At 64.7% G+C, this 13,804-nt stretch carries 15 protein-coding genes; 3 read left to right on the plus strand and 12 right to left on the minus strand.

Features of this window, described 5'->3' with window-relative positions:
• Positions 1-21 precede the first annotated feature (21 nt).
• The 10 genes from HV773_RS14665 to HV773_RS14710 form a co-directional block, all read right to left on the minus strand.
• Complete coding sequence (locus tag HV773_RS14665) at positions 22-795, minus strand: MBL fold metallo-hydrolase (RefSeq protein ID WP_129561818.1); 774 nt, start codon at positions 793-795, stop codon at positions 22-24.
• 7 nt (positions 796-802) lie between these two features.
• Positions 803-1,942 (minus strand): outer membrane protein assembly factor BamC, encoded by a 1,140-nt coding sequence (bamC, locus tag HV773_RS14670; protein ID WP_129561817.1) that lies wholly within the window; start codon positions 1,940-1,942, stop codon positions 803-805.
• 101 nt (positions 1,943-2,043) lie between these two features.
• A complete protein-coding gene (gene dapA / locus HV773_RS14675; protein WP_129561816.1) occupies positions 2,044-2,949 on the minus strand; it encodes a 4-hydroxy-tetrahydrodipicolinate synthase in 906 nt (301 codons plus the stop codon).
• Positions 2,950-2,993: 44 nt separating this feature from the next.
• The gene (locus tag HV773_RS14680; RefSeq protein ID WP_377731253.1) at positions 2,994-3,689 is read right to left on the minus strand and encodes a class I SAM-dependent methyltransferase; all 696 of its coding nucleotides are present in this window, start codon (positions 3,687-3,689) and stop codon (positions 2,994-2,996) included.
• A 12-nt stretch (positions 3,690-3,701) separates the two neighbouring features.
• The gene (locus HV773_RS14685) at positions 3,702-4,904 is read right to left on the minus strand and encodes a tryptophan--tRNA ligase (RefSeq protein ID WP_129561814.1); all 1,203 of its coding nucleotides are present in this window, start codon (positions 4,902-4,904) and stop codon (positions 3,702-3,704) included.
• Positions 4,905-4,908: 4 nt separating this feature from the next.
• Positions 4,909-5,574, minus strand: a complete 666-nt coding sequence (locus HV773_RS14690) for a site-2 protease family protein (RefSeq protein WP_129561813.1) — start codon at positions 5,572-5,574, stop codon at positions 4,909-4,911.
• 81 nt (positions 5,575-5,655) lie between these two features.
• Positions 5,656-6,291, minus strand: coding sequence for an L-threonylcarbamoyladenylate synthase (locus HV773_RS14695; protein WP_129561812.1), 636 nt, complete (start codon positions 6,289-6,291; stop codon positions 5,656-5,658).
• Between the two features lie 185 nt (positions 6,292-6,476).
• Positions 6,477-7,307 (minus strand): 3',5'-nucleoside bisphosphate phosphatase, encoded by an 831-nt coding sequence (locus HV773_RS14700; RefSeq protein WP_129561811.1) that lies wholly within the window; start codon positions 7,305-7,307, stop codon positions 6,477-6,479.
• Between the two features lie 91 nt (positions 7,308-7,398).
• Positions 7,399-8,307: an alpha/beta fold hydrolase gene (locus tag HV773_RS14705; protein ID WP_129561810.1), complete on the minus strand. Its 909-nt coding sequence runs from the start codon at positions 8,305-8,307 to the stop codon at positions 7,399-7,401.
• 67 nt (positions 8,308-8,374) lie between these two features.
• Complete coding sequence (locus tag HV773_RS14710; protein WP_129561809.1) at positions 8,375-9,310, minus strand: ferritin-like domain-containing protein; 936 nt, start codon at positions 9,308-9,310, stop codon at positions 8,375-8,377.
• A 214-nt stretch (positions 9,311-9,524) separates the two neighbouring features.
• On the opposite strand from HV773_RS14710, the gene HV773_RS14715 reads away from it, so the two are divergent.
• From HV773_RS14715 to HV773_RS14725, 3 genes are all read left to right on the plus strand, one after another.
• Entirely contained in the window at positions 9,525-10,049 is a 525-nt protein-coding gene (locus tag HV773_RS14715; RefSeq protein WP_129561808.1) for a gamma carbonic anhydrase family protein, read from the plus strand.
• Positions 10,050-10,128: 79 nt separating this feature from the next.
• Complete coding sequence (gene hslO / locus HV773_RS14720; protein ID WP_129563313.1) at positions 10,129-11,091, plus strand: Hsp33 family molecular chaperone HslO; 963 nt, start codon at positions 10,129-10,131, stop codon at positions 11,089-11,091.
• Between the two features lie 125 nt (positions 11,092-11,216).
• On the plus strand, positions 11,217-11,621 hold the full coding sequence (locus tag HV773_RS14725; RefSeq protein ID WP_377731257.1) for a hypothetical protein: 405 nt from the start codon (positions 11,217-11,219) through the stop codon (positions 11,619-11,621).
• Between the two features lie 113 nt (positions 11,622-11,734).
• On the opposite strand, the gene ftsB is transcribed toward HV773_RS14725, so the two are convergent.
• Together ftsB and eno are read right to left on the minus strand one after the other, a co-directional pair.
• Positions 11,735-12,157 carry a cell division protein FtsB gene (gene ftsB, locus HV773_RS14730; RefSeq protein WP_129561807.1) on the minus strand — a complete coding sequence of 141 codons (423 nt, stop codon included), beginning with the start codon at positions 12,155-12,157 and terminating at the stop codon, positions 11,735-11,737.
• Positions 12,158-12,258: 101 nt separating this feature from the next.
• Positions 12,259-13,551: a phosphopyruvate hydratase gene (gene eno, locus HV773_RS14735; protein WP_035531124.1), complete on the minus strand. Its 1,293-nt coding sequence runs from the start codon at positions 13,549-13,551 to the stop codon at positions 12,259-12,261.
• Between the last annotated feature and the right edge of the window lie 253 nt (positions 13,552-13,804).

Below are 13,804 nucleotides of genomic sequence, written 5' to 3' on the forward strand. Positions count from 1 at the left end.
AAGACAATTTGAAACCGGAGTTCAGAGAACAAGCCAGTCGAAGCCTTCGCCTTGTGTCGCAACCCCGATTTCGGTTGCCGCATTGCCAAGTACAGCCGCCATGGCGGCGCGCGCGAGTTCAGGCGTGTTGTTCTGCTGGCTCAGGTGCGCCGCAACCAGATGACGCAGCTTCGACCGATCGAGCGCCGCGAGAATGCCACCCGCAGCCTCGTTGTTCAGGTGGCCATGGGAGCCGCCAATGCGCGCCTTGAGCGACGCCGGATAACGGCTCGCCGCAAGCATCTCCGGATCGTGATTGCATTCGAGCACGAGCGCGTCGCAGCCGCTCAGCACGGCGTGGATGTGCGGCGTCGACTCGCCAACGTCGGTCAGCACCCCGAGCCGGCTCGCGCCATCATTGAATACGAATTGCAGCGGTTCGCGCGCGTCGTGCGGCACCGTGTACGGCAACACGCCAAGCTCGCCGATCTCGACCGCCCCGTCGCTCCATAGCACATTGAGTTCGACACCCGCATCGTCGGCGCCGACAGCCTGCGCCGTTCCCCAACTCATGTAGAGCGGGATCGACCAGCGGCGCGCCAAGGTCAGCGCGCTGCCGATATGGTCGCTATGTTCGTGGGTAATGAGAATCGCGCTCAGCGTGTCGGCGGAAAGGCCCGCCCGAACGAGCCGTCGCTCGACTTCCTTCGCTGAGAATCCGCAGTCCAGCAGCACGCGCGTGGGCGTCGCGCCACCGCCGGCTTCCACGACTAGTGCGTTGCCCTCGCTACCGCTGCCGAGGCTTGCAAAACGCACGGCCGGATCAGTTCAGCTGTGAATGAAGCGCCGTCACAATGCGCTGCGCATCGGTCGACGTATCCACCTGACCGTTCGCGGAGAGCACCGCCACCTGGGTCGAATTGCCGATCGAGCGCACCGAAATCATGTACTCCGGCCCCTGATTCTTCGCGGCCTTCTTCGGGTTGTAGAACATCTTGCCGAACAGGCCGTCGCCCTTGAGTTCCTGCATGGAGTCGGCGTAGCGCACGTAGTAGATGCCCTTCTCGCGGTCGCGGTTGTCGACCGTGAAATTGGTGCGATCGAGCGCGAGGCCCACACGCAGCCACGCAGTCTCGAACGCCTCAGGCAGATCGAGCGTGGTGCCGTCCGTCCCGGACGCGACCTTGGCTGCAGCAGTCGACGGGCGCGCGTCGGTCAGCAGTTGCTTGGACTGCGCATCGTTCAGGCCGAACTTCTGCATGACCTTCGCGAGGAATGCGGCTTCGAGGGCCGGGTCGCGCGGACGCTCAACCCATCTCGACGAAGTCTTGTCCTGACCGGTCAGCACTTCTTCCATCGCGCTGTGCGTGATCGAAATGTCGGTCTGACCGTTTGCGCCACGCGTGACCAGCGTACGGAACTTGTCGCGCGTGCCCGACGAATACGCGAAATCGACCACGCGACCGATCGTGCGACGGAACCAGTCGTCCGGAATATTCGCGCGGTTTTCAGCCCAATCCGTGGTCATGATGCCCGTGGCAGGGGAATCGGTCGTTAGCGTGAAGCCGTTGTCGGTCCAGAATTCCTGCAGTTGCGGCCAGACGTCGTCGGGCGTGCGGCCGTCGATCACGAGCCAGCGGCGGTCGCCGTCGCGCTCGACGTGCATGCCAAGCGGATCCTGCGCGTTCGGCACGCCGAGCGTGGCATTGCCCGCGCTCGTGACGGTGCGCTGCGCTGCGCCGCCCAGCGTCACGGAGGGCGGCGGCGCGACGTATTTCTGGTCGCTCGGCACCGTCGACAGATCCTGCGGCACCGCCAGTGCCGGTGCGCTTGGCGTGTCCTTGTAGTTGACGCGATCCGACGCGAACATATCGTTCAGCGACTCGCAGCCCGCGAGCGAGCCGAGTGCGAGCGCCAACACCGCCATGCGGGTGGCGTGGAGAGAAAGAACGGAACGTTTCATGTGGACCTTCGTAATACGGTAACGCTAAGCCTTGACCTGCCGGAATTCGTGGCGGCGTCGGTTGAAAATACGGTGTTTCGGCTGGAAAGAACCTAAGCCGGTTAGCCGATCAGACCCGCCTCGCGCAGCGCCGTGCGCACCACATCGTGGTAGCGCTCGTCGAGCGGCGTGAGCGGCAGACGGATGCCGCCTTCGATGCGGCCGAGTTCCTGCAGTGCCCACTTCGCCGGAATCGGGTTCGATTCGATGAACAGATTCTTGTGCAGGGACAGCAGCTTCAGGTGAATCGCACGCGCGGTCTTCGCGTCGCCTTCGAGCGCGGCGCGGCACAGTTCGCTCATCTGGCGCGGTGCGACGTTCGCGGTAACGGAAATATTGCCGTGGCCGCCGAGTAGCATGAGCGCGATCGCGGTGGGATCGTCGCCGCTGAAGATCATGAAGCCTTCCGGCGCATGCTTGATCAGATGCGCGGCGCGGTCGATGTTGCCCGTGGCTTCTTTCACACCGACGATGCCCGGTACCTGCGCGAGGCGCAGGATCGTCTCGTTCGTCATGTCCGCGACTGTGCGGCCCGGCACGTTATACAGCATCACCGGAAGGTCCACCGCTTCGGCGATCTTCGCGAAATGGCGGTACATGCCTTCCTGGGTCGGCTTGTTGTAATAGGGCACGACCTGGAGCGATGCCTGCGCGCCAACATCCTTTGCAAGCTTTGTGAGTTCGATCGCCTCGGCCGTGGAATTGCCACCGGCGCCGGCGATGATCGGCAGACGACCCGCGGCGTGCTCAACCGCGGTCTTGACCATCAGGATGTGCTCTTCGACGTCGAGCGTGGCGGACTCGCCGCTCGTGCCGACGACGACGATGGCATCCGTCCCCTCTTCGACATGCCAGTCGATCAGTTTGCGAAACGCCGGCAGATCGAGGCTGCCGTCTTCGTGCATGGGGGTGACGATAGCGGGAATGCTGCCGCGCAACGTGATGCCGTCCTGAGTTCCGTTAGCCATGAAACTTCAAAAAAATGAGTACGTTAAACCGCGATTGTAGCGGATTAGCCGATCAGATCGTAACGAACCAGGGGTAGTACCTGAGTCGCAGCGCTGTTACCGGTTCTTTCGGCCGTATCCGCCCCGTTCTGACAGGCAAGATTTTCCGCTGCCGAGTTGTGCGCAGTGTCCATCTCACGCACCGCGCAGATGCGCTGAACGAACGCCTCACGGGGTTGTGAGAGAAATCCGTCCTGATACGCGATCACGCGCAGCGTGGGCGCGCAGACCGCCAGCAACTCGCCCGGCGCGAGCAGAAATGCCGGGTTCGAAGGTTTGCCGACCGTCTCGTTACCTTGCGCGAAGGTTTCATAGATCAGCACGCCGCCCAGCGCGAGTGCGTCGATGAGACGCGGCATGAGCGGACGATGCAGATAATTCGTCACGACGATGGCCGCGAAACGCGCGTCGTCCGGCAGCGGCCAGGGCGCGCCTTCGAGATCGCACTCCAGCGTGGCGACGCCGGCGACGCCACGCATCGTCGCGAGCGCGGCGGCATCGCGATCGAGCGCCACCACCGAATGGCCACGAGCCGCGAGCCAGCGCGCATGACGCCCCCCGCCCGACGCGACGTCGAGTACCGAGCCGCCAGGCGCGATCAGGTGCGCCCACTGACGCACCCAGCCCGAGGGCTCGGACAGCCCCGCGTGGGTCGGTCCCGTGGGTGCGAGCGGCGTGCTGCCGCCGGAAGTGAGCATCATCGCCATCGCGTCTTAGTTGTAAGAGAGGCCCATCGCCTCTCTCACGTCGCGCATGGCTTCGTTGGCGAACTTGCGCGCCTTGTCGCATCCATCGGCCACGATCGCGCGCAGCAGCGACGGATCGTCCATGTATTTCTGCGCGCGCTCGAGCATCGGCTGCTGCTCGCGCAGGATGCCCTCGATCACCGGCTGCTTGCACTCGAGGCAGCCGATGCCAGCCGTACGGCAGCCCTTCTGCACCCAGTCGTGGGTCTCCGCGTCGGTGTAGACCTGATGCAGCTGCCACACCGGGCACTTGTCCGGATCGCCCGGATCGGTGCGGCGCACACGTGCGGGATCGGTCGGCATGGTGCGGACCTTTTTCGTGATCGACTCGGCGTCCTCGCGCAGGCCGATCGTGTTGCCGTACGACTTCGACATCTTCTGGCCGTCGAGGCCCGGCATGCGCGATGCCTCGGTCAGTAGCACCTGCGGCTCCGGCAGGATGATCTTGCGCTCGCCTTCGAGGTAGCCGAACAAACGCTCACGGTCGCTCATCGAGAGGCTCTGCGACTCGGACAGCAGCGCATGCGCCTGTTCGAGCGCCTCTTCATTGCCTTCCTGCTGCCAGGCGTTGCGCAGTTCGTGATAGAGCTTCGAGCGCTTGCCGCCAAGCTTCTTCGCGGCTTCGTTGGCCTTGTCCTCGAAACCCGGTTCGCGGCCGTACATGTAGTTGAAGCGCCGCGCCATTTCGCGCGCCATCTCGACGTGCGGCACCTGGTCCTCGCCCACCGGCACGAGCGAGGCGCGGTACAGCAAAATGTCGGCGGCCATTAGCACGGGGTAGCCGAGGAAGCCGTAGGTGCCCAGATCCTTGTCGCGCAGCTTCTCAATCTGCTCCTTGTACGTGGGCACGCGCTCGAGCCACGACAGCGGCGTGCTCATGCCGAGCAGCAGCGCGAGTTCCGCGTGCTCGGGCACGCGGCTCTGGATGAACAGCGTCGACTGGTTCGGATCGATGCCGGAAGCCAGCCAGTCGATCAGCACGTCCCACACGTTCTTCTCGATGACCTCGGGCGTTTCGTAGTGCGTCGTGAGCGCATGCCAGTCGACCACGCAGAAGAAACACGGGTACTCGGACTGAAGCCGCACCCAGTTTTTCAGCACGCCGTGATAGTGGCCGAGGTGCAGCGAACCGGTGGGCCGCATGCCGGAAAAGATACGGTCTGGGAACATGATGTTATGAGAGAAGCGATACAAGGGGAGTAAGGATAGCCGTCACCGCGTCGTAGCCGAGCGACACGAGCGGGCGCAGCCAGAAGCGCGTAAAGACGCCGCTCACGAGGAGCGCCATCACGATGATGAAACCATAGGGCTCGAGGCGCGAGAGCGCAATGCTTGCGCGCGTGGGCAGCAGCGCCGCGAGCACCCGGCCGCCGTCGAGCGGCGGCAGCGGAAAGAGGTTCAGCACGCCGAGCACCAGATTCACCCCCACGCCGGCGGCGGCCATACGCGTGAAGAACGGTTCCTCGACGCCGAAGACGGCCAGCCCCACGCCGACCACGCCCCACACGAGCGCCTGCACGAAGTTGCAGGCCGGCCCCGCGGCAGCGACCCACAGCGTGCCCCAGCGCGGATTGCGCAGATTGCCGAACGCAATCGGCACCGGCTTGGCGTAGCCGAACACGAACGCGCCGCTCGTCAGGAAATAGAGGATGAGCGGCATCGCGATCGTGCCGACCGGATCGATATGGCGCATTGGATTGAGCGACACTCGGCCCAGCACGTAGGCGGTGTTGTCGCCAAGCAGGCGGGCGACGTATCCGTGAGCGGCTTCATGCAGCGTGATCGCGAAGATCACCGGCAAGGCGTAGACGACGAGCGTCTGAATGATGTTGGCGTCCATGGCGGCGTATTGTAACAACGCGCTGTCAATGCAGAGCCAATACCGGAGCCAATGCGCCGACGCGCACGCAAGCCGTGCGCATCAAGCCGGCTCCTCCAGCCCGAACGGCGCGAGGTCGCCGAGCCCCGCGCGCACGAGCACGGGCTCATCTCCGCTGAGGTCAATGACGGTGGACGACTCGCGCGGACACGCCCCGCCGTCGATCACGAGATCGAGCTGCTTTTCGAGGCGCTCGCGGATTTCGTCGGGGTCGTTGAGCGGCTCGGTGTCGGGTGGAAGGATCAGCGTCGAGGCGAGCAGCGGCTCGCCCAGTTCCTCGAGAATCGCGAGCGGGATCGCATGACCCGGCACGCGCAGTCCGATGGTCTTGCGCGAAGGGTGCGAGAGCCGCCGCGGGACTTCCTTCGTCGCTTCCAGCACGAATACGTAGGGCCCCGGCGTCACCGACTTGATGAGCCGGTACTGGCGGTTGTCCACCATCGCGAAATTGGCTAGCTCGGAAAGATCGCGCACCATCAGCGAAAGCAGCGCCTTTTCGTTGAGCTCGCGGATGCGGCGCAGACGCTCGGCGGCCTGCTTGTCGTCGATGCGTGCGGCAAGCGCGTAGCTCGAATCGGTGGGCAGCGCGATCACGCCGCCATCGCGGATGATCTGCACGGCCTGCTTGACGAGGCGCGGTTGCGGATTTTCTGGGTGAAGCCGAAAAAACTGTGACATGGCCGTAATCAGCTAACGGAGGCAAAACGGAACAGGAAACGCGTCGCGCAATGATGATGCAACTGCGCATTAGCGAAACGAACCGGACGGCACAAAACGAAGAACAGTGCGAAGAACGGCGCGGAGAACGAAAGACCGCACAGCGACGCAAGAACGGCGGAGATGGGCCACGCTGGGCGCGCGGCCTAAAGCCATCGCTCCCAGACAGGCTTGAGATCGGAAGGCAGAGGCGGCAGCGAGCCCGGCAGGATCGCCTCCTCGCCAGGGGCGTGAAAGTCCGAGCCGCGCGACGCTTCGAAGCCAAAACGGCGCGCAACGGCGGCGTACTCGCCGTACTGGTCGGGCGTATGGCTGCCCGTGACGACTTCGATGGCTTTGCCGCCCAGGTCGATGAACTCGCCGAAGAACGTATCGAATTCGAGCGGCGTGTAGTGGTAGCGGCCAGGGTGCGCGACCACGGCCTCGCCACCCGCGGCCTTGATCCAGCCGACGGCATCCGCGAGTTTGGCCCAGCGGTGCGCGACATAGCCGGGCTTGCCCTCGCCCAGCCAGCGCGAAAACGCATCCTGGGTGTGCTGCGCGCGGCCCGACTCCACGAGAAAACGCGCGAAGTGGGTACGCGAAATCAGGTCGGGGTTCGAAACGTATTGAAGCGCGCCTTCGTAGGCGTTCGGAATACCGAGCGTTTCCAGACGCTCGCCGATCGCCTCGGCGCGCGCGGCGCGGCCGTCGCGCGTGCGTGCGAGCCCATCGACAAGCGCCGCGCATTCGAGATCGACATGGAGTCCGACGATATGCACCGTCCGTGACGCCCACGTGACCGAAATTTCGACACCGGTGAGATAGCGCATGCCGAGCGCTTCAGCGGCGGCGCGTGCTTCTCGCTGGCCGCCCAGCTCGTCGTGATCGGTAAGCGCCCACAAGGCCACGTCGCCCGCCTTCGCCAGCTGCGCAACGGCAGCCGGGGCCAGCTGGCCGTCGGAGACAGTGGAGTGACAGTGGAGATCGGCGTTCATCGCGGGCTTAAAATTGGACTTGGAAAGCAGAATGGTCCATTTTACTGCAATGCGATGAACGCGGTTTGAGGCCGCGGAACCCGAGGAACCGTTAGCCGGCGCAGAACGCCTCGATGAGATGCGCAATGGCTTCGGGCTGATCGTGATGGACCATGTGGCCCGCGTCGTCGATGAAACGCTCGCGCCAGTCGGGAAAGGCCTCGAAGCGCTTCTTGAACACGTCGATGGGCACTTTGCCCGCGATGCGCGCGAGCGTCTCCGATTGCGCGGCTTCGACGTGCAGCACCTTCGCGCGCACGCAAGACCAGACCGCCATGACCTCTTCGAGGCGGTACAGCACCGGATTGACTATCTTGTGCGCGGGATCGCCGAGCAGCATGTAGCCGCCCTCGCCTTGCTTGTCGACCACGGGCTTCGACCAGTGCTGGGCGAGAAAGCGCGCACGCACAGGCGCAAGACGCGGATTCGTTTTCACGAGCCGCGCGGCCACCTCGGCTAGCGTGGCGTAGGGGCGCAATTGCGGCGGCTCGCGCATTTCGTCGAGCCATTGGCGCACGCGGCCCGGCGCCTGAGCGGGCACCGTCGCCGGCATGCCGAAGCCTTCCAGATCGACCACGCGCCGCACGCGCTCGGGCCGCACGCCGGCATAGAAGCAGACGACGTTCGCGCCCAGGCTGTGCCCGACCAGGTTCACCTCGCCCGCTTGTGCTTCAGGTGCGTAGTGATCGAGCAGCGCGTCCAGGTCGGCGATGTAGTCGTGGAACCCGTAGCTGCCCCCGCCCCGCTGCGCCGCCGGCCAGTCGGACAGGCCGAAGCCGCGCATGTCCGGCGCGATCACCTGCCAGTTGCCGCCAAGCGCATCGACGACGAACTGGAACGAGGCGGCCACGTCCATCCAGCCATGCAGCATGAAGAGCGTGGGCGCGTCTTCGGCGCCCCAGCGACGCACGTGTAGGCGGATGCCGTTCACGTCGACGAATTCGGATCGGGAAAGATTCATTGCGTTCGCATAAACGAATGATCGTTCGATTATATCGGCACGATCTGACAGATGGGTTGGCGCACGTTCACTTTTCCTCTGTGCCGTTCGGGGCAGCGGATTCGCTAGCCGCAGCGGCATCCTGGGCCGCCAGTGTGTCGAGTTCGGCCTGATCGAAGCCAGCCGAGCGGCGCGCCTCGAAATTGAACGGCCCGCGCATACGTGGCGCGTTGTATTGCGCGGCGAGCGTGAGCCATGCCGCATGCGGATCGAGGCCACGCGCGTCGCATAGATAACGGAACCAGTGATTGCCGATGCGCACGTGCCCGACCTCGTCGCGCAGGATGATGTCGAGGATCGCGGCGGATTCGTCGTCGCCGGCCTGTTTCAGGCGCGCGCGGATAGGCGGCGAGGCATCGAGCCCGCGCGCCTCCAGCACGCGTGGTACCAGCGCCATGCGTGCGAGCACGTCGCCGCTCGTGCGCTCGCACATTTCCCATAGGCCGTTGTGCGCCGGAAAATCGCCGTAAACATGGCCGTAGTCCGCCAGCCGCTGGCGCAACAGCGAGAAGTGATACGCCTCCTCCGCCGCCACCCTCAGCCAGTCGGCGTAGAAGGCATCGGGCAGGTTCGCGAAGCGCCATACCGCGTCGAGCGCGAGATTGATCGCATTGAATTCGATATGCGCCAGCGCGTGCAGCAGCACGACGCGCCCTTGCGGCGTACTCATGCTGCGGCGCTGCAGGCTGCGCGGCTCGACCAGTTCGGGACGCGCCGGGCGGCCGGGGAGATCGGCGGGCGCCACGAGCGTTCGCGCCGCGTCCCAGTACGCGGCGCCTCGGGAGGCAGCATCCAGCACCTCGGCATGGAGCGTGCCAACAGCGTCGGCTTTGGCAAGCGGATCGCGCTCGCGCAGGGCGCAGAGCGCGGCGGCGCGCCAACCGGGGCGGCTTTGGGTGCCATCGGTGGAATCGATGGAAGGCTGCGGCGCGGCGCCGATGGCTTCGGGAAACACGGGACTCATCGCAAAAGAGGCAAAAATCGGGACAAAAGTCGGCGAGAAGCCAACGGATGTGTGGCCAGACCGCCGCAAGCGCGTCAGGCACGCAAATCCGCGCGATTGCGGGGGCGGTGAGAGCGAGCGGACGCAACCGTTTACAATACGCGATTCACCCGGCCCGCAGCGCCCTCGAACGCATGCCACAGCCGCCCCCAGCAGATAAAGGAGACTTAACACCGTGGCCATCTACAAGCTTGGCGAAGCAGCGCCCACCATTCACGAGAGCGTCTTTGTCGCCGACAACGCCACTGTCATCGGCAAAGTCGAACTCGCCGAGGATTCGAGCGTCTGGTTCGGCGCAACCCTGCGCGGCGACAACGAGCCGATCAAGGTCGGCGCACGCAGCAATGTTCAGGAAGGCGCGGTGCTGCACACCGACCCCGGTTTCCCGCTCACCCTCGAAGCCAATGTGACGGTCGGACACCAAGCCATGCTGCACGGCTGCACGGTCAAGGAAGGCGCGCTCATCGGCATTCAGGCCGTGGTCTTGAATGGTGCGGTGATCGGCCGCAACTGTCTGGTCGGTGCGGGCGCCGTGGTAACGGAAGGCAAGGTTTTCCCCGACAACTCGCTCATTCTTGGCGCACCAGCCAAGGCCGTGCGCGAGCTCACCGAGGCCGACATTGCGGGCCTCAAGCGCAACGCGGATGTCTACGCGGAGCGCCGCGAGTATTTCAAGGCGCAACTCGTGCGGATCGGCTAAAGGCTGGGCTGAAAGCTGCCCGCCTCGCCGCCGCGGCTCGCGGGATGCGCTAGCCAAGGATCAAATGAAGGAAAAGATTGTGAACGACCAGTTGCAAAAATTCATGTTCAGCGCGGCCCCCGTGCGCGGCGAGATCGTCTCGCTGCGCAACACGTGGCAAGAGGTGCTGACGCGCCGCCAGTACCCCGCGCCCGTGCGCACCGTGCTCGGCGAAATGATGGCGGCCTGCGCCCTGCTGTCGGCCAATCTGAAGTTCGACGGCACGCTGATCATGCAGATCCTCGGCGACGGGCCGGTGCGCATGCTGGTCGTCCAGTGCAGCTCGGACCTCTCGATGCGCGCGACGGCCCGGCTCGCGGAAGGCGTCGAGGCCGAAGACGTGGCCGCGCTGGCCGTTGGCACCACGCTCGCCGATCTCATCAACGTGAGCGGCAAGGGCCGTTGCGTGATCACGCTCGATCCTGCCAACAAGCAGCCGGGCCAGCAGCCCTATCAGGGCATCGTGCCGCTGAACGGCGAGAACGGTCCGCTCGAATCCATCACGGAAGTGCTCGAGCACTATATGCACCACTCCGAGCAGCTCGACACGCGCCTGTGGCTGGGCGCGAACGACGACCGCGCGGTGGGCATGCTGCTGCAGAAGCTGCCCGGCGATGGCGGCATCGTGCCGCACCCGCACGAACTCGATGCCGACACGTGGGAGCGTGTCTGCACACTCGGCGGCACGCTCACGCGCGAGGAGTTGCTCGAGCAGGAGCCCGAGACGCTGTTCCGCCGCCTCTTCTGGCAAGAGAACGTGAATCACTTCGAGCCCGTGTCTACGCGCTTTCTGTGCAGTTGCTCGCGCGAAAAAGTGGGCGCGATGCTCAAGATGCTGGGCCGCGAGGAAGTCGACGGCGTGATCGAGGAACGGGGCCACGTCGAAATCCACTGCGACTATTGCAACCAGCGCTATGAGTTCGACCCCGTCGATGTGGCGCAACTTTTCGCCACGCCGGGGCTCTCAGAAGGTGTCGCCCCCGCCGAGGATCAGCGCCACTGATCGACTCTCGGCGTGCGGGCACGTCGGCCCATCAACGGGCCGACGCGCGGCAGCAACCATGAGCCGAATCCCGGACCCGCTCATCACCCGCGTTGCTTAGGCGTCCGACAGATGGAGGAAAAGCAATGAACTCGAACAAGTCCTTCGCATGGCAATCGTGCGCACGGGGCTTGCCGCGCACAAGGGCGATGCTCGCAACGGCAGCGCTCGCCGCGGGCGTCACGCTCATGAGCGGCTGCACGCTAGATCCGCCCGGACCTTCACCGATCTACAGCCGTCTGCCCGCCAATCAGGCCGACGCCCTGCAGACCGCGCCGGTGCTCACGTCCGATGAGCGCGCGCGTTACGATGAGATCGACCGTCAGGCGCTCTCCGAGTCGGACCAGGCAGCCAGCGCCGCGGCTGCCGCACAAGCCTGGTCGCGCGCCTATACGCCGCCTGTCAGCGTCTATGGCAGCTATTACAGCGGCGGTTGGGGAAGCGGCTGGGGCACAGGCATCGGCTATGGCTACCCGGGCTGGGGCTGGTAAGTACGCAGCCCCACGCAACCCCACGCAGCCCAAACACCCCGTCGTGCACGAAATAAAAAAGCGCGGCTTCCATCAAACGGAAGCCGCGCTTTTTAGTCCTTCGAAGGCGAGATTCAGCCTGCCTTCTTCGCATCCTTGCTGTGCCCGTGCCGCTTCTCCGGCACGCGCGACACCGGGTTGGGCACCACTTTGACCGGCGCCGCCGACATCTCGCCGCGCGTGGAAACGTTCGACGAGCCGGTCGGCGTAGCTGACGTCGGCTGGTTAGGCGAAACGAACTGCACGAATACCTCGCCGTCCTTGACCATGCCCATCTCGTAGCGCGCGCGCTCTTCGACGGCCGCCGTGCCGCTCTGGAGATCCTGCACCTCGCCCGCAATGCGTTCGTTGCGCAATTTCTCGTCGTCGTTCTGCTTCTGCTGTTTCGCGAGCTGCTCACGCAGCTCGTGCACACGCAACCAGCCGCCATGGCCCCACCAGAGCGGATACTGAATCAGCGCGAGCAGGAGAATCAGGACGACAGTGACAAGCCGCATGTAGTGTGCCGGATAAATACACGCCGCCCTGCGCTTGACGCAGGGCGGCGGAGAGAGATTACGAAGAGGGACAGCAAGGCTGCTGCCGGGCTCGGGTCCGCTTAACCAACGTTACGGAGGTTATAGAACGCCGACTTGCCCGGGTAGCTGGCGATATCACCGAGATCTTCCTCGATACGCAGCAGCTGGTTGTACTTCGAGATGCGGTCGCTGCGCGAGAGCGAACCGGTCTTGATTTGACCCGCGTTCAGGCCCACAGCGATGTCGGCGATCGTCGAGTCTTCGGTTTCGCCCGAGCGGTGCGAGATCACGGCCGTGTAGCCCGCGCGCTTGGCCATTTCGATGGCTGCGAAGGTCTCCGTCAGCGTGCCGATCTGGTTGATCTTGATGAGGATCGAGTTGGCGATGCCCTTCTCGATACCTTCCTTCAGGATGCGCGTGTTGGTGACGAACAGGTCGTCGCCCACGAGCTGGACTTTCTTGCCGAGCTTGTCGGTCAAGAGCTTCCAGCCGGCCCAGTCGGACTCGTGCATGCCATCTTCGATCGAGACGATCGGGAACTTGTCGGCGAGCGTTGCCAGGTAGTCGGCGAATTCGGCCGACGACAGTTGCAGGCCTTCGCCCGCGAGCTGGTACTTGCCGTCGTGGTAGAACTCGCTGGCTGCGCAGTCGAGCGCGAGCAGCACGTCTTCACCGGCGCGATAGCCGGCCTTCTCGATCGCTTGCAGGATGGTCGAGAGGCACTCGTCGTTGCTGCCGAAGTTCGGTGCGAAGCCGCCTTCGTCGCCCACTGCCGTGCTCATGCCGCGATCCGAGAGGATCTTCTTGAGCGCGTGGAACACTTCCGCGCCGCAACGCAGCGCTTCGCGGAAGGTCGGCTGGCTCACCGGCACGATCATGAATTCTTGAATGTCGAGGCTGTTGTTCGCGTGCGCGCCGCCGTTGACGATGTTCATCATCGGGACCGGCAGTTGCATCGCGCCCGATCCGCCGAAGTAGCGGTACAGCGGCAGGCCGGCTTCTTCAGCAGCAGCCTTTGCGACGGCCATCGAAACGGCCAGCATCGCGTTCGCGCCGAGACGCGACTTGTTGTCGGTGCCGTCGAGTTCAAGCAGGGTCTTGTCGAGGAAGGCCTGCTCCGAAGCGTCGAGGCCCATGATCGCCTCGGAAATTTCGGTGTTGATGTGCTCGACCGCCTTCAGCACGCCCTTGCCGTTGTAGCGGCCGGCTTCGCCGTCGCGCAGCTCGATCGCTTCACGCGAGCCCGTCGATGCGCCCGACGGCACTGCCGCGCGACCCATCGTGCCCGACTCCAGCAGCACGTCGCATTCGACGGTGGGGTTACCGCGCGAATCCAGGATCTCGCGACCGATGATATCTACGATTGCACTCATGGTTTCCTCAGGAAATGACTGTATTTCTTGCGCGACCGGAGCCGCCTGATGCATGGACACGGACCCGCGAGGCACAGCTTCTGTGCGCTTTCGGGGTACACCGTCACATGGGACAGGCTGCGCGGTCGTCAGGTTCAACTTGCCGCGGCGCGCCGACCATGCATCTGCTGCACAGCCGGCCTTGCGCCGCGTTGCTCCTCCATCGCGCCGCCCATGCAATCGAAGCGGCGCGTACTGCGTACTGCTTGATCCA

The organism is Paraburkholderia caffeinitolerans, assembly GCF_902859945.1.
Classification (GTDB): domain Bacteria; phylum Pseudomonadota; class Gammaproteobacteria; order Burkholderiales; family Burkholderiaceae; genus Paraburkholderia; species Paraburkholderia caffeinitolerans.